This window comes from Nocardia sp. NPDC101769 (genome assembly GCF_044766925.1).
GTDB lineage: Bacteria > Actinomycetota > Actinomycetes > Mycobacteriales > Mycobacteriaceae > Nocardia.
In genome coordinates this window covers 188,777-202,452 of sequence record NZ_JBIWMX010000001.1, presented here as the reverse complement: position 1 = coordinate 202,452, position 13,676 = coordinate 188,777, and the positions used below count along the sequence as shown (strand labels likewise).

Annotated in this window: 15 protein-coding genes and 1 pseudogene; 14 read left to right on the top strand and 2 right to left on the bottom strand. The window is 67.6% G+C overall.

Annotated elements, in window-relative coordinates; all coding sequences use genetic code 11:
* The first annotated feature begins 7 nt into the window (after positions 1–7).
* The 7 genes from rpsS to ACIRRA_RS00735 all read left to right on the top strand — a co-directional run bounded on the left by rpsS (position 8) and on the right by ACIRRA_RS00735 (position 3,238).
* A complete protein-coding gene (gene rpsS / locus ACIRRA_RS00765) occupies positions 8–289 on the top strand; it encodes a 30S ribosomal protein S19 (RefSeq protein WP_019931198.1) in 282 nt (93 codons plus the stop codon).
* The gene (rplV, locus tag ACIRRA_RS00760) at positions 286–687 is read left to right on the top strand and encodes a 50S ribosomal protein L22 (RefSeq protein WP_040855202.1); all 402 of its coding nucleotides are present in this window, start codon (positions 286–288) and stop codon (positions 685–687) included. The genes rpsS and rplV overlap by 4 nt, the downstream gene beginning before the upstream one ends.
* The gene (gene rpsC, locus ACIRRA_RS00755) at positions 688–1,494 is read left to right on the top strand and encodes a 30S ribosomal protein S3 (protein ID WP_033091021.1); all 807 of its coding nucleotides are present in this window, start codon (positions 688–690) and stop codon (positions 1,492–1,494) included.
* A 4-nt stretch (positions 1,495–1,498) separates the two neighbouring features.
* On the top strand, positions 1,499–1,915 hold the full coding sequence (gene rplP, locus ACIRRA_RS00750) for a 50S ribosomal protein L16 (RefSeq protein ID WP_402761257.1): 417 nt from the start codon (positions 1,499–1,501) through the stop codon (positions 1,913–1,915).
* The gene (rpmC, locus tag ACIRRA_RS00745; protein ID WP_040855205.1) at positions 1,915–2,154 is read left to right on the top strand and encodes a 50S ribosomal protein L29; all 240 of its coding nucleotides are present in this window, start codon (positions 1,915–1,917) and stop codon (positions 2,152–2,154) included. The genes rplP and rpmC overlap by 1 nt, the downstream gene beginning before the upstream one ends.
* Positions 2,151–2,447 carry a 30S ribosomal protein S17 gene (gene rpsQ / locus ACIRRA_RS00740; RefSeq protein WP_354830578.1) on the top strand — a complete coding sequence of 99 codons (297 nt, stop codon included), beginning with the start codon at positions 2,151–2,153 and terminating at the stop codon, positions 2,445–2,447. Before rpmC ends, rpsQ begins: the two co-directional genes overlap by 4 nt.
* A gap of 200 nt (positions 2,448–2,647) precedes the next feature.
* Positions 2,648–3,238, top strand: a complete 591-nt coding sequence (locus ACIRRA_RS00735) for a hypothetical protein (RefSeq protein WP_356996885.1) — start codon at positions 2,648–2,650, stop codon at positions 3,236–3,238.
* A gap of 159 nt (positions 3,239–3,397) precedes the next feature.
* Here the strand turns inward: ACIRRA_RS00735 and ACIRRA_RS00730 are convergent, their stop codons facing one another.
* A complete protein-coding gene (locus ACIRRA_RS00730; protein WP_402761252.1) occupies positions 3,398–3,910 on the bottom strand; it encodes a hypothetical protein in 513 nt (170 codons plus the stop codon).
* Between the two features lie 358 nt (positions 3,911–4,268).
* Here ACIRRA_RS00730 and ACIRRA_RS00725 point away from each other — a divergent pair.
* Together ACIRRA_RS00725 and ACIRRA_RS00720 are read left to right on the top strand one after the other, a co-directional pair.
* A pseudogene (locus ACIRRA_RS00725) lies at positions 4,269–4,463 on the top strand (MFS transporter); the annotation flags it as partial.
* A gap of 104 nt (positions 4,464–4,567) precedes the next feature.
* Positions 4,568–7,942 (top strand): FAD/NAD(P)-binding protein, encoded by a 3,375-nt coding sequence (locus ACIRRA_RS00720; RefSeq protein WP_402761249.1) that lies wholly within the window; start codon positions 4,568–4,570, stop codon positions 7,940–7,942.
* Between the two features lie 59 nt (positions 7,943–8,001).
* On the opposite strand, the gene ACIRRA_RS00715 is transcribed toward ACIRRA_RS00720, so the two are convergent.
* Complete coding sequence (locus ACIRRA_RS00715) at positions 8,002–8,421, bottom strand: DUF5997 family protein (RefSeq protein WP_402761246.1); 420 nt, start codon at positions 8,419–8,421, stop codon at positions 8,002–8,004.
* 192 nt (positions 8,422–8,613) lie between these two features.
* On the opposite strand from ACIRRA_RS00715, the gene ACIRRA_RS00710 reads away from it, so the two are divergent.
* The 5 genes from ACIRRA_RS00710 to ACIRRA_RS00690 all read left to right on the top strand — a co-directional run bounded on the left by ACIRRA_RS00710 (position 8,614) and on the right by ACIRRA_RS00690 (position 13,674).
* Positions 8,614–9,621 carry a LysR family transcriptional regulator gene (locus tag ACIRRA_RS00710; protein WP_402761244.1) on the top strand — a complete coding sequence of 336 codons (1,008 nt, stop codon included), beginning with the start codon at positions 8,614–8,616 and terminating at the stop codon, positions 9,619–9,621.
* 270 nt (positions 9,622–9,891) lie between these two features.
* Positions 9,892–10,470, top strand: coding sequence for an EXLDI protein (locus ACIRRA_RS00705; RefSeq protein ID WP_402761241.1), 579 nt, complete (start codon positions 9,892–9,894; stop codon positions 10,468–10,470).
* Between the two features lie 35 nt (positions 10,471–10,505).
* Complete coding sequence (locus tag ACIRRA_RS00700) at positions 10,506–12,671, top strand: MMPL family transporter (RefSeq protein WP_402761238.1); 2,166 nt, start codon at positions 10,506–10,508, stop codon at positions 12,669–12,671.
* 108 nt (positions 12,672–12,779) lie between these two features.
* Positions 12,780–13,046, top strand: a complete 267-nt coding sequence (locus ACIRRA_RS00695) for a hypothetical protein (protein WP_402761235.1) — start codon at positions 12,780–12,782, stop codon at positions 13,044–13,046.
* Between the two features lie 217 nt (positions 13,047–13,263).
* The gene (locus ACIRRA_RS00690) at positions 13,264–13,674 is read left to right on the top strand and encodes a hypothetical protein (protein WP_354830556.1); all 411 of its coding nucleotides are present in this window, start codon (positions 13,264–13,266) and stop codon (positions 13,672–13,674) included.
* Positions 13,675–13,676 lie beyond the last annotated feature (2 nt).

Here is a 13,676-nt window from a genome sequence, read left to right as displayed (position 1 = left end):
GTTAGACATGCCACGCAGCCTGAAGAAGGGCCCGTTCGTCGACGAACACCTCCTCAAGAAGGTGGACGTCCAGAACGAGAAGGGCACGAAGCAGGTCATCAAGACCTGGTCGCGTCGTTCCACCATCATCCCGGATTTCATCGGCCACACGTTCTCGGTCCACGACGGCCGCAAGCACGTGCCGGTGTTCGTGTCCGAGAACATGGTTGGACACAAGCTCGGTGAATTCGCGCCGACTCGCACGTTCAAGAGCCACGTCAAGGAAGATCGGAAGAGCAAGCGGCGATGAGCACTGAAACTCAGAACCCGACCGCGCGCGCGACCGCCAAGCACGTTCGCGTGACGCCGATGAAGGCCCGTCGCGTCGTGGACCTGGTCCGTGGCCGCCGTGTCGAGGATGCGCTGAACATCCTGAAGTTCGCGCCGCAGGCCGCGAGCGAGCCGGTCGCCAAGGTGGTGGCCTCGGCCGCCGCCAACGCGGAGAACAACCTCGGCCTGAACCCGGCGACGCTGGTCATCTCGACCGCGTACGTCGACGAGGGCGCGACCATGAAGCGTTTCCAGCCGCGTGCCCAGGGCCGCGCGTTCCGGATCCGCAAGCGCACCAGCCACATCACCATCGAGGTCGAGAGCGTGCCCACCGCCGGCGCTGCCACTCGTAGCCGCCGGAAGGGAGGGGCAAAGTAAATGGGACAGAAGATCAATCCCCATGGCTTCCGCCTCGGTATCACCACCGACTGGAAGTCGCGTTGGTACGCGGACAAGCAGTACGCGGACTACGTGAAGGAAGACGTCGCGATCCGCAAGCTCCTCGCCACCGGCATGGAGCGGGCCGGCATCTCGAAGGTCGAGATCGAGCGCACCCGTGACCGCGTGCGTGTGGACATCCACACCGCGCGTCCGGGCATCGTGATCGGCCGTCGTGGCGCCGAGGCCGACCGCATTCGCGCCGAGCTGGAGAAGCTCACCAAGAAGCAGGTTCAGCTGAACATCCTCGAGGTGAAGAACCCCGAGTCGGATGCGCAGCTGGTTGCTCAGGGTGTGGCCGAGCAGCTGTCGAACCGTGTGGCGTTCCGTCGCGCGATGCGCAAGGCCATCCAGTCGGCCATGCGTTCGCCGAACGTCAAGGGCATCCGTGTGCAGTGCTCCGGCCGTCTCGGCGGCGCGGAAATGTCGCGCTCGGAGTTCTACCGTGAGGGTCGGGTGCCGCTGCACACGCTGCGCGCCGACATCGACTACGGCCTGTACGAGGCGAAGACCACCTTCGGCCGTATCGGCGTGAAGGTCTGGATCTACAAGGGCGACATCGTCGGCGGCAAGCGTGAGGTCACCGCGGTGGCCCCGTCCGGCCGCGACCGTGACGACCGCCCGCGTCGCGAGCGTCCGAGCCGTCCGCGTCGCAGCGGTGCCCAGGGCACCACCGCGACCAGCACTGAGGCCGGCCGCGCCGCCACCGCTGTGGCGGAGGCTCCGGCAGAGAATCAGGAGGGCTGACCTTATGTTGATGCCCCGCAAGGTCAAGCACCGTAAGCAGCACCACCCGAAGCGGTCCGGTATGGCCAAGGGTGGCACCGCTGTTGCGTTCGGCGAGTTCGGCATCCAGGCTCTGGAGCCGGCCTACGTCACCAACCGTCAGATCGAGTCGGCGCGTATCGCGATGACCCGCCACATCAAGCGTGGCGGCAAGGTCTGGATCAACATCTACCCGGACCGCCCGCTCACCAAGAAGCCGGCCGAAACCCGCATGGGTTCCGGTAAGGGTTCGCCGGAGTGGTGGGTCGCGAACGTGAAGCCCGGCCGGGTCATGTTCGAGTTGTCTTACCCAAACGAGGAGACCGCTCGTGAGGCCCTGCGCCGCGCGATGCACAAGCTCCCGATGAAGTGCAGGATCGTGACCAGGGAGGAGCAGTTCTGATGGCTACCGCTAATCCGGCCGCAGAGCTCCGCGAGCTCGACAATGACGCGCTCGTCGCCAAACTGCGCGAATCCAAGGAAGAGCTGTTCAACCTGCGCTTCCAGATGGCGACCGGCCAGTTGCAGAACAACCGGCGCCTGCGTGTGGTCCGCCACGAGATCGCGCGCATCTACACGGTCATGCGTGAGCGCGAGCTCGGCCTGGCCTCCGGTCCTGAAGGCAAGGGAGACGCGGCATGAGTGACGCCAAGGGCCCGGCCAAGACGCCGGCCAAGCAGGAGGAGCGGGGCCAGCGCAAGGTGCGCATCGGCTACGTCGTCTCCGACAAGATGACCAAGACCATCGTGGTCGAGCTGGAAGATCGCGTGAAGCACAAGCTTTACGGCAAGATCATCCGCACCACCTCGAAGGTGAAGGCCCACGACGAGAACGAGATCGCCGGTGTCGGCGACCGCGTGCAGCTGATGGAGACCCGTCCGCTGTCCGCCACCAAGCGGTGGCGTCTGGTCGAGGTCCTGGAGAAGGCCAAGTAAGCCTGCTCCTCGACTGAAACGGTCGTAAGCGTAAGGCCCGCTTCCCATTCGGGAAGCGGGCCTTATCTCTTTTTCCGAGTGTTTTTCTGTGGGTCGATAGGTTATATGCGTGCCCGCGCTCGAGTGTGATCAAACCGAAACCCTGTATATCCGAACGGAATTGGCGTGTCGCCCCGGTGAGGCGCTAGTTTTGTCTGGCTATGAGGGATGCTGCAACAACTTCCGGGGCTTGGCGGATCGACGACCGGACCGCGGTGACATTCCGCGATGCGGCGGTGGCGTGGGCTCTGGCCGCCCACGAGGTGCTGGCCGAATGCGCCTCCGGCTACGGCCATTTCGTGACCATCAATGAGCTGGCCGAGCGGGTGCAGGAGATGTCGGGCATCCGTACCGACGCCCCCACCCGCACCTGGATGGACGCCATCCTGCGCAAGGTCGCCCGCCGCTGCCACAATGCCGGCGAGCCGCCGCTGACGGCGTTGTGTGTCAAGCAGAACCACAAGGTCAGCGACAGCTACAAGTACGTGCTGGAGCTGGCCCACCTACCCGTCCCGGCCGATCTCGAAGTGCATGCCGCCTACGCCCGCTGGCAGTGCTACGCCGCCTACGGCGCGGACATCCCCTCCGACGGCGGCATCCCGCCCCTGATCCCGCGCAATGGTGGCGCGCCCCGCCGGGTCACTCCCGCCGGGCCGGTCTCCACTCCCAAGCCGGAACCCGAGGCCCGCAAGGCGGTCTGCAACTCCTGCTTCACCGAACTCCCCGCCAACGGCGTCTGCTACTACTGCTGACGCGCGGTCGAGCCGGAACTCGAAGGCCCGCTTCCCCGGAGCGGGTCTTCGCGTCTCCAGAGCCCTCACGTGTCCTTGTGGCGGCTCGTCGTAGTACTTCCGCGCACCCGCCGGATCGCTGACATCGATCCCGGCGTGTCCAAGAAGCATCCCCTGAACCTACGTCCGGAACTTGTTGCAGGCGTCCGGAATCGGTCGCCCATCTCCGATCGCGGAGTCGTTTCTTCGTCCTCCTTCGGCTCGCCCGCTCGGCGGGTGACGCGCTTCCAGGATGCGGTGGTACCTCGCCGCCGGTCGGCGCGTCTTCGTGTTGCGCGGCGTCGTTGCCGCGGCCCGGCGGCGTTGCCGGGGATGGTCTCGACAGTAAGGTGCGCCACTGCCGGGGCGAATCGGCCGATCAGTGCCGTCACCCGCCACGAGGGTGGTGAACACCCCGCCGGATGCGCTCATCGCCAGCACGATCGCACCGATCGTGACGGGGTCGGTCACCTTCGCGCCCGGCGCCTTTCCGGAGCTGTCCCGCGCCGACACCGCTGATTCGACGCCATCCATCGCGGTCGGCTCCACCCGCGGCATCGGGGTCTGCCGGTCCGAGCGCTCGTCGTCGATCCCCGTGGCGGCCATCGATACTCGAACCGTCACACCACGGTGGTCGTTCTGCGCGATACCCATCGGAAACCCTTTCCCGCCTGGGCGGCCGACGCCGACCAGGATGCGAATCGACAAGACCGATTCTCATCGCTCGTATCCGGCGGCACACGGGTACGCCGCTACCTGAACCAGACGAAACGGGCAATGTGGTTCGCGCAAGGCCATCGCCCGCAGCGGGATGGGGCTGACCATCGCCGGCGCGGCGTGCCGAGTCCGTTGTGGCACAACAAAATCGACAACCTGCGCATCGACCTTTCACTGCGCGGTGCAGGTAGCCGACTACTTGCGGACAGCGTGGGGGCAGAGGCAGCGCGCGAGAGGCCGCGGTCCTCGAGTCGGGTGACCGAGCGGGTAGTGGCGGATTGGGAGAGGACGTCGGGGGCCCGCCGATCTGGTGGCGCCGGACAAGAAGGCCGGGGCCATCGCCATGATGTTCACCGGCCTCACCGTCGCCAATGTGGTGGGCGTGCCGCTGGGCACCCTGGTGGGCCAGACCGTCGGCTGGCGCATCACGTTCACATCGGTCGCCGCGCTGGGCGTGGCCGGATCAGTTTTCCACATTCCAGACGAACCAGGCGTACCGTACCGTCCATTCTTGAGTGCTTGTGCTCGCTGCGCTAACGTCGCCGACGTGCCCGGATTCGGTCACGGCTAATCGAGCGCGATCGGTGAGTTTGCATGCTCGACAATGTTTTACGGATCGCCATAGTTGGAGTGGGACCGCGGGGTCTGAATGTTTTCGAACGCATTTGCGCCAACGCTCGGCAGTTAGGCATCTCGGCCGGGGTCGAACTGGTGCTCATCGATTCGACCCGGGTCGGTACCGGGTCGGTCTGGCGCACCGACCAGCCCGCGCACCTGCTCATGAACACAGTCGCCGAGCAGGTCACCATATTCACAGACGACACCGTCGAGATGGCGGGCCCGGTGGAACGCGGCCCCAGCCTCTACGAATGGTCGAATTTTCTGGCGAAGATCGGCAATTTCGCGAGCCTGCCCAGCGCCGCTCTCGGCGTGGCCCTGCGGATTTCCCCGGAGAGCTATCCACCACGCGCCTTCTACGGCCATTACCTGCGCTGGGCCTTCGAGCGAACTCGCGACAGATATGCCGATTGGGTGCGGGTACGCGAAATCGTGGCAACCGTGGTGGATATGCGCGACGGCCCCGGCGGATTCCAGGAGCTGGAACTCGATACCGGCGAACGCCTACGCGGCCTGCACGCGGTGGTGCTCACCCAGGGCCACCTGGCCGAAGCTCCGCCGGGTGCGTCCGGTTCGCTCACCGACACCGCGGATCGCCTGGGCCTCACCTACATTCCGCCCGGCAATGCCGCCGATGTGGATCTGAACCGCATTCCCGAGGGGGACCCGGTCATCATCCGCGGCCTGGGCCTCACCTTCTTCGACTACCTGGCCCTGCTGACGGCGGGCCGCGGCGGCCGGTTCACGGAGTCCGAGACCGGACTGGAGTACGTCGCCTCGGGCCGGGAGCCGCTCATCGTCACCGGCTGCCGCCGCGGCGTCCCGCATCACGCGCGCGGTGAGCATCAGAAGGGGGTGGCCGGCCGCTACGAGCCACTGCTGCTCAATGGCGACCGCATCGCTCGATTGCGCCACCGCGCACGGAAATTCGGCGACGTCTCTTTTCGCCGCGACGTCTGGCCGCATATCGCGCGGGAAGTCGAGTCGGTCTACTACACCCGCCTGATCGCGGACCGGGTCAGCCCGCACCGCCTGGCCTCGTTCCGCGACCGCTACCTGATCGCCCCGACCGCCGAGGACGCCGAGGAACTGCTGAACCGCTTCGGCGTGCCCCCGCAGGAACGCTGGGACTGGCGGACGCTCGCCGACCCCACCGGCGGCCGCTACTTCACCGATCCCGCGGATTTCCACGCCTGGCTGCTGGCCTACCTCGACGCCGATGTGCAGCAGGCGCACCTGGGCAATGTGCACGGCCCGGTGAAGGCGGCCCTGGATGTCCTGCGCGACCTGCGCAATGAGGTCCGGCTGGTGGTCGACCACGGCGGCATCGCGGGCTCCTCCTACCGCGACGACCTGGATCGCTGGTACACACCGATGAACGCCTTCCTGTCCATCGGGCCACCGGCGCACCGGATTTCGGAACTGGCGGCACTGATTCGCGCGGGTGTAGTGCGAGTCGCCGGTCCCGACATGCGGGTCCGGGCGGACACCAGACACGAGTGCTTTGTCGCCGATTCGCCCCTGGTGGGTGATTCGGTGGCATCGGCACACACTCTCATCGATGCCTGGATGCCCGCACCGGACCTGCATCGCACCGCGGATCCGTTGCTACGCAACCTGTTGCGCCGCGAGGAAGTGCGCGGCTACGTCATCGCCTCCCCGGACGGCAGCCGCTACCGAACCGGCGGCCTGGCACTCTCGCCGGGTTCGTACCATCCGGTGGACACGGTCGGGCGAATCCACCCGCGCCGCTATGTCTTCGGAGTGCCGACCGAGTCGGTGCGCTGGGTGACGGCGGCGGGCGCGCGCCCCGGGGTCAATTCGGTGACGCTGGCCGACGGCGATGCCATCGCCCGCGAGATCCTCACCGCCCACCGGTACGAGGGCCCGGCGCTCCCGCCGAATCAGCGCGGGGTGCAGCGGCATTCCGAACTCGGGCACGACTGTGAAAGGCACCATGAGATGGCGGTGGAATGTGGTCTGCTGGCCCCCGTCGGGGTGGGCACGCCGGTGGAGTCCCTGCTGAGCGACGACGCCTGGATCGAGGCCATGCTGGAGGTGGAGCTGGCGCTGGCGCGCGCTGAGGCCCGCCTGGGTATGGTGCCCGGCACCGTCACCGATCATCTGGTGGTGGCGGTGCGTGAGCACGCGTTCGACGCCCGCGAGATCGCGCAGGCCTCGCGCGGCGCCGCGAATCCGGTGGTGATCTTCGTGGAGCGCCTGCACGACGCGGTGGCGGATGTGGATCCGGTGAGTGCGAACTACGTGCACTACGGCTCCACCAGCCAGGACATTCTGGATACCGCGACCATGGTGATCGCCGCCCGGGTGCTGGCCGTGCTGATCGCCGACCTGGACACCATTGTCGGCTCCCTGGCCGAGCTGGCCCGCCGTCACCGCACCACCCCGATCGCAGGCCGTACCCTCGCCATGCACGCGGTGCCGACGACCTTCGGCGCGAAGGTGGCGGTGTGGATGCAGGGCCTGCTCGACGCCCGCGAACGCCTGGACCGCGTGCGCCGCACGCTGCCGATCCAATTGGGCGGCGCGGCGGGCACTTTGGCGTCCTATATCGAATGCGCGCGCTGCGCGGATTCGGAGCTGTCGCAGGCGCCCGCCGGCGAGATCATGGAGCGCCTCACCCGCGAGTTCGCCGCCGAACTGTCCCTCACCGTGAGCGCCACCCCCTGGCACACCGCGCGCACCCCGATCGCCGATCTGGCCGCGGCCCTGGCCCTGACCTCCGGCACGCTGGGCAAGCTGGCCGTGGATGTGATCTCCCAGTCCCGCACCGAAACCGCCGAGCTGCTCGAGCCCGCCGCCCCGGGCCGCGGCGAATCCTCGGCCATGCCGCAGAAGCGAAACCCGGTGCTTAGCACCATGATTCGTGCGGCGGCGCTGCAGGTCCCCGCGCTGGCCTCGACGCTGTTCGGCGCGCTGCTGGCCGAGGACGAGCGTCCCGCCGGCGCCTGGCACGCGGAATGGCAGCCGCTGCGCGAATGCCTGCTCCTGGTCGGGGGCGCCGCCCACACCGCGGTCGAACTCGCCGCGGGCCTGATGGCCGATGCCGACCGCATGACCGAGAACCTCTCGCTCACCGAGGGTCAGATCGTCGCCGAACGCCTCTCGATCCGCCTGGCGCCGCTGCTCGGCAAGCCGATCGCCAAGAAGGCCCTGCAGGCCGCCTCCTTCGAGGCGCGGACCACCACCCGGCCGCTGGCCGACATCCTCGCCGAATGCCCCGATATCGCCCCGCACCTCACCAAACCCGAACTGGCCGAACTCCTCCGCCCCGAGAACTATCTCGGCGCAGCCCCCGACCTGGTCGACCGGGTGCTGCGTCGAATCTGATCCGATTCGGCAGTGGCAGAAGGGAGTTCAGGGCAGATGACCGGGCCGGGGCGTCGTGTTCAGTTGCCGAAGCGGTTCTTGGGCGGGCGGTTGGAGGCGGCGCGGCGGGCGGCCTCCTTCTCCTTGACGCGCTCGGCTTCCTTGCGGACGGCGACGAGGTTGTCGCGTTCGCGGAGCAGCCATTCGGGCGGGTCGGCGAGCAGGGCCGCGATCTCGTCCGCGGTGAGGGCGTCGGCGACGCCGGCGCGGGCCAGGCCGGAGTTGGAGATGCCCAGCTTGCGGGCCACCACATCGCGCGGGAAGGGGCCGTTGGCGCGCAGCTCGATCAGCCACTGCGGGGGATCGGTGCGCAGTTCCTCGAGCTGGGCGCGGGTGACGGGTGAGTTCCGGAACTCCGCGGGGGTTGCCGGGAGGTAGATGCCGAGTTTGTTCGCCGCGGTCAGCGGCTTCATGGTCTGGGGGTTCTTGTCCGGGCTCACCGATCAAGGGTATCGGGCGGGTGGGGTGAACCTGCTGGCCGGTGCAATAGCCTGGACGGCATGAGAGGTCAGGGCCCGGAGGAGGCAGCGGAGCGTAACCATGGAGGGCCCCCGCTCATGCCGCATGGGCACGGCATGAGAGGTCAGGGCCCGGAGGAGGCAGCGGAGCGTAACCATGGAGGGCCCCCGCTCATGCCGCATGGGCAGGGCATGAGCCGGTTGGAGTCCATCGATCTGACGCGCCTGCGCTGGTTCGTCGCGGTTGCCGAGGAATTGCATTTCGCCCGGGCGGCGCGTGGCCTCGGTATTTCGCGGCAGCGCTTGAGCGGGACGGTCATCGAGCTGGAGGAAGAGCTCGAAACCAGACTGTTCGTGCCGGGCGCGCAGCCGACCCAGCTGAGCGAGGACGGGCGCGTGCTGCTGGACGAGGCCCGCGCCCTCATCGCGGCTGCCGCGGCCGCGGAGCCGGAGCCGGCGCCGGCCGCGGCGGACCGCCTGCGCGTCGGCTTCGTCCCGGGCGTGACCGTGACCAAATGGGAGCGCATCTGGCGCGAGCGGTTCCCCGAGGTCGCGCTGGAGCTGACGCCGATCCCGATGAAGGAGCAGGAGCAGGCCCTGCGTGCGGACGCGATCGACATGTGTTTCGTGCGCCTGCCCATCGACCGCGAAGGGGTGAGCGCGATTCCGCTCTACCGCGAGGTCCCGGTCGTGGTCGTCCCCAAGGATCATCCGATCGCCCTGTTCGATCAGGTCGCCACGGCCGATCTGGCCGATGAGCGTATGCAGGACGCCGCCGACCTGGACGACGCCGCCATGACCATGGAGCTGGTGGCCGCGGTGAGCGGGGCGGCCATCGTGCCGCATTCGATCGCCCGCCTGCACCACCGCAAGGACCTGGTCTACCGGACCGTCACCGATGTGCCCGAGACCGAGATCGCGCTGGCCTGGCCCGCCGACCGCACCACCGAACTGGTGGAGGAGTTCGTGGGCGTGGTGCGCGGCCGCTCCCAGCGCAGTTCTCGTTCACCGTCCGGTCAGCAGCCGGACAAGGCGGCGCGGCAACAGAATTCGCCGAAGCGGACGGGTGCGGCCAAGGCGGGCGGGACGCGCGATCAGTCGGGGGGGAAGAAGCCGCAGACCGTCGCGAAGTCGAAGCAGGGCGGTGCGAAGAAGCAGCCGGGCAAGCGGCGCGGGCGCTAACGCGCGGCTCCGCGAGGACGACCCACCAGGGCCCGCCTCCCGTTCGGGAGGCGGGCCCTTTCGTGTCCCGGATGCTCAGGGAAGCACCTGGAGAAAGTTCAGGGTCGAGTCAGGGTTGCGCTATACGTATACGTCTACTTATAGTGACTGAAGGCGGGGAATCACCGTCCGGAACCCTGAGAAGTGCAGCGGCGCAGCGGGTATCGACCCACAGCGCCGTGCTGTACACGCATGTCCATATGCGCATTCACTGATGATATGGAGCACCCCATGGCCCTCGAGATGGACCAGTCCAACGACGCCGAGCCGCAGGACGCCCCGGCCGCGGAGGCCCCGGCCGCGGAGGCTTCGGCCGCGACCAGCGCCGACCTGGTGCCGGACCCGCTGCCCGAGGGCATGCGCGAGATCACCCTGCGCGTCGGCCCCGGCGGCGGCCGCACCCAGCGTTTCGTCGGCCGGCTGCTGGCCGAGGCTCAGCACGTGACCAAGGAGGGCAGCGAGTCCGTGCAGGTCTTCCTGAGCCGCAAGGGCAAGCTGGTCGTCCACCGGCACTATGTCGAGTGGTCGGATTTCGCCCAGGCCTCGAAGAACGCCGCGCGGGAGCGGAAGGCGGAGTTCATCACCGCCCGGCATAGTTCCGACCAGTCGGACCTTTCGGTATTCACGAACTGGGCCAAGGGATTTAAGAACTGGCGCGAATTCCTCGGTCTGGGCGAGGATGGCTACGGCGACTTCACTTTGGAGATCGTGGACTCGCTCATGGAACTGCGCGACCGCATTCCGGCGAAGGTCTACCGCATCGTCGCCGATGTGGTGGAGAACCCGTCCTCGCAGGTCCTCGACATCTGAATAACGCGGCCGAACCCGGAAAGGACTTCTCCCGCATGTTCTCCCGCTTGGGGCGCTTCGTCGTCCGATTCCCGTGGCTGGTAATCGCCGCGTGGCTGATCGCCATTGTCGCGGTCGTCGCCACCGCGCCGAAGCTCACCGCCACCACCGACCAATCCGACTTCCTGCCTTCGCATTACGAATCCATTCAGGCAGCGAAGTTGCAGCAGCAGGCATTTCCCAACAGCAATACCCCCGCTGCGCTCATCGTCTTCGAACGCTCCGACGGAGCCCCGATGACCGATGCCGACTCGACCGCGGTGGCCGCCGCCGCGACCAAGCTGTCGGAGCGGAACATCAAGGATGTCACCGGAATCCAGGCGGTGCCCCCGGCGGAGAACCGGGCGGTCGAGGTGGTCGCGGTGCAGATGACCAAGGTCACCAGCGCCAATGACACCCACCAGTCCGACGCGGTGAAGTCCCTCCGGGACGCGCTGAAGGAACAGGTGAACGGCACCGACCTGAAGGCCGGCATCACCGGCACCGCCGCCCAGACCCTGGATCAGCAGGACTCCAGTACCAAGGGCTTGATCATCATCGGTGTGGCGACCGTGGTGCTGATCCTGTTGTTGCTGCTGCTCATCTTCCGCAGCCCGATCATCGCGCTGCTGCCCATCCTGGTCATCTTCATCGCGGTGTCCCCGCTGGCCAGTGGTCTGATCGCGATCGCCAGCAACACCTTCGACCTCAAGATCGACAGCTCGGTGCAGTCGCTGCTGGTCGTGGTGCTCTTCGGAGTCGGCACCGACTACATACTCTTCCTGATGTTCCGCTTCCGGGAGCGCCTGCGCGCCGGTGAGGACGCCAAGACGGCCGTGGTCAGCGCGGTCACCCGGGTCGGTGAGGCCATCACCTCGGCGGCCGCGGCGGTGATCATCGCCTTCGGCGCGCTGACGCTGTCCACCCTGGGCATGTTCCGGTCCATGGGTATCGCTCTGGCCATCGCGGTCGCGGTGGCGCTGCTGGCCGGGCTCACGCTCATCCCCGCGATCGTTTCCCTGCTGGGCACCAAGGTCTTCTGGCCCTCGAAGGCCTGGCAGGTGGAGCCGAGCGGAGCGCGGTTCGCGGCTTTGGGTGGCGCGCTGGGCAAGCGGCCGGGCCTGTTCGCCGTGGCGTCCGGTGGTGTCCTGATCGCCCTGGGCGTCTTCGCCTTCGGCTTCAATCCGACCTTCGATCTGAGCTCGGGTTCGACCTCGGGCAGCTCCGAATCCGTGGTCTACGGCAAGGAATTGCTCAAGGGCATGCCCGCGGGCAGCACCCAGCCCTCGCAGGTGTACCTGCGCAGCGAGCACGGCGCGCTGAGCGCCGACGAGCTGAACGCCTTCGGCGCGGCACTGCGCGGCGTCCACGGTGTGGGCGAGGTGGGTCCGCAGCCAGCGCTGTCGGCCGACAAGACGGTCGCCGAATATCAGGTCACGCTGTCCGACAAGCCGGAATCCGATGCGGCCCTGAAGACCGTGAAGGGTCCGCTCCGGGATGCCGCGCACGCGGCGGCGCCGGTCGGCACCTCGGCGGTAGTCGGCGGCATGACCTCGGTGTTCGTCGACTTCCAGCACGCCATGAACCGGGACTACATGGTGGTGTTCCCGGTGGCGGCCATCCTGATCATGATCGTGCTGGCCCTGTTGCTGCGCAGCGTGGTGGCGCCCTGGTACCTGATGGCCTCGGTGTTCCTCGGCTTCGCCGCGACGCTGGGTTCGGCGGTGCTGGTCTTCCAGCATCTGCAGGGGGATTCGGGTCTGATCTTCACGCTGCCGCTGATCATGTACCTGTTCGTGGTCGCCCTCGGGACGGACTACAACATCCTCATGGTCGCCCGGTTGCGGGAGGAGGCACGGGAGGGCAACGACCCGCATCGCGCGGCCGCCCTGGCCCTGCGTCATACCGGCCCGACGGTGGCGGCTGCCGGTGTCATCCTGGCGGGCACCTTCGCCTCGATGATGCTGGCGGGCAACGACACGCTGTCGCAGATGGGCTTCGCCATCTCGGTGGGCATCGCCATCGCCGCGTTCGTCATGGCGATGTTCTTCACCCCCGCGGTGACCGCTCTGATCGGTCGCCGCGCCTGGTGGCCGGGCCACGGCGGTGATGCGCAACAGCAGCAGCCGCAGTGGGATGCGGAATGGACGCCGCCCGATGTGGTGAGTGACCTACACCGCTGAGGTTTCGAATCTTTTCCGAATAGGTTGGCCCGCTTCTCCTTTGGGAAGCGGGCCAACCTTGTTGGCGCTGGGGGCCCTCCGGGTCCGCCGCCGACCATGCTGCCGACCATGCCGATGCTGGCGGCCGGCATCTACGTCAATTCGGTGCGCCGCTGGCTGGACACCTACGGCCGCGAGAATGCGCACCTGGTAGCGGCCGAGGACTTCTTCGCCGGCGTGCCCGCGACCGTGTGCGGCATCCACGAGTTCCTGGGCCTGCCTGCCATCGAGCCGCAGTTGCACGCGGAGGTGCTGGTTCGCAATCCGCCCGCTGGAGTTCCCGCCGGCCGAGGCCGGGTCGCTGGCGCGCGTGCGCGAGTTCTACCGCCCCTATAACGATCGGTTGTTCGAGTTGCTGGACCGCGATCTGGGCTGGAAGGACCCCGCCTGATCGCCGCCGGAGTCGCTCCCGGTGTGGGCGCTGACCTGCCCGGGAGTGGGTCTGACAGAAACACGTTTCAGTATTTTCTCAAAAGTGCCACGGAATGAACTGGACAACCGATACAGTTCGCCGGACCGCATCGAAGCGGGTTGGCACCAAGGAGTTGAAGACATGACAGTGTCCCTGAGCAAGCGCATCGCCCGGCGGGCCGGCGTCGGCCTCACCGCCGTCGCCGCGATGGCCTGTTCCGTGGGCCTGACCGCCTCCACCGCCTCGGCTGTACCCACGGGCCTGTCGGTGAACGCCCGCAATATCTACATGGGTTGCGTGTACCAGATCACCGCGACCTATGACAGCTGGATCCAGGCCTGGTTCTACGACAATGGCGCGATCATCTCGGGCAGTCCGATCACCCCGAGCAACGGGCAGGCCACTATTCAGTGGACCCCGCACAGTGCGGGCACCCACACCCTGTCGACCCTGCAGGGCTCGGCTTGGGAGTTGAAGGTGAACGTCCTCGAGCCCACCCTGACCGGCAGCGCCACCTGCGGCGCGGGCCCGCTGGGTTTCCTGGGCTCCTAACA

Excerpts from the sequence above, each read along its gene's own strand:
- rplV (WP_040855202.1), top strand. The coding sequence starts at position 286 with ATGAGCACTGAAACTCAGAACCCGACCGCGCGCGCGACCGCCAAGCAC.
- ACIRRA_RS00690 (WP_354830556.1), top strand. The coding sequence starts at position 13,264 with ATGACAGTGTCCCTGAGCAAGCGCATCGCCCGGCGGGCCGGCGTCGGC.
- ACIRRA_RS00735 (WP_356996885.1), top strand. The coding sequence starts at position 2,648 with ATGAGGGATGCTGCAACAACTTCCGGGGCTTGGCGGATCGACGACCGG.
- ACIRRA_RS00705 (WP_402761241.1), top strand. The coding sequence starts at position 9,892 with ATGGCCCTCGAGATGGACCAGTCCAACGACGCCGAGCCGCAGGACGCC.
- rpsQ (WP_354830578.1), top strand. The coding sequence starts at position 2,151 with ATGAGTGACGCCAAGGGCCCGGCCAAGACGCCGGCCAAGCAGGAGGAG.
- ACIRRA_RS00695 (WP_402761235.1), top strand. The coding sequence starts at position 12,780 with ATGCCGATGCTGGCGGCCGGCATCTACGTCAATTCGGTGCGCCGCTGG.
- ACIRRA_RS00720 (WP_402761249.1), top strand. The coding sequence starts at position 4,568 with ATGCTCGACAATGTTTTACGGATCGCCATAGTTGGAGTGGGACCGCGG.
- ACIRRA_RS00730 (WP_402761252.1), bottom strand. The coding sequence starts at position 3,910 with ATGGGTATCGCGCAGAACGACCACCGTGGTGTGACGGTTCGAGTATCG.
- rpsS (WP_019931198.1), top strand. The coding sequence starts at position 8 with ATGCCACGCAGCCTGAAGAAGGGCCCGTTCGTCGACGAACACCTCCTC.
- ACIRRA_RS00700 (WP_402761238.1), top strand. The coding sequence starts at position 10,506 with ATGTTCTCCCGCTTGGGGCGCTTCGTCGTCCGATTCCCGTGGCTGGTA.
- rpmC (WP_040855205.1), top strand. The coding sequence starts at position 1,915 with ATGGCTACCGCTAATCCGGCCGCAGAGCTCCGCGAGCTCGACAATGAC.
- rplP (WP_402761257.1), top strand. The coding sequence starts at position 1,499 with ATGTTGATGCCCCGCAAGGTCAAGCACCGTAAGCAGCACCACCCGAAG.
- rpsC (WP_033091021.1), top strand. The coding sequence starts at position 688 with ATGGGACAGAAGATCAATCCCCATGGCTTCCGCCTCGGTATCACCACC.
- ACIRRA_RS00710 (WP_402761244.1), top strand. The coding sequence starts at position 8,614 with ATGCCGCATGGGCAGGGCATGAGCCGGTTGGAGTCCATCGATCTGACG.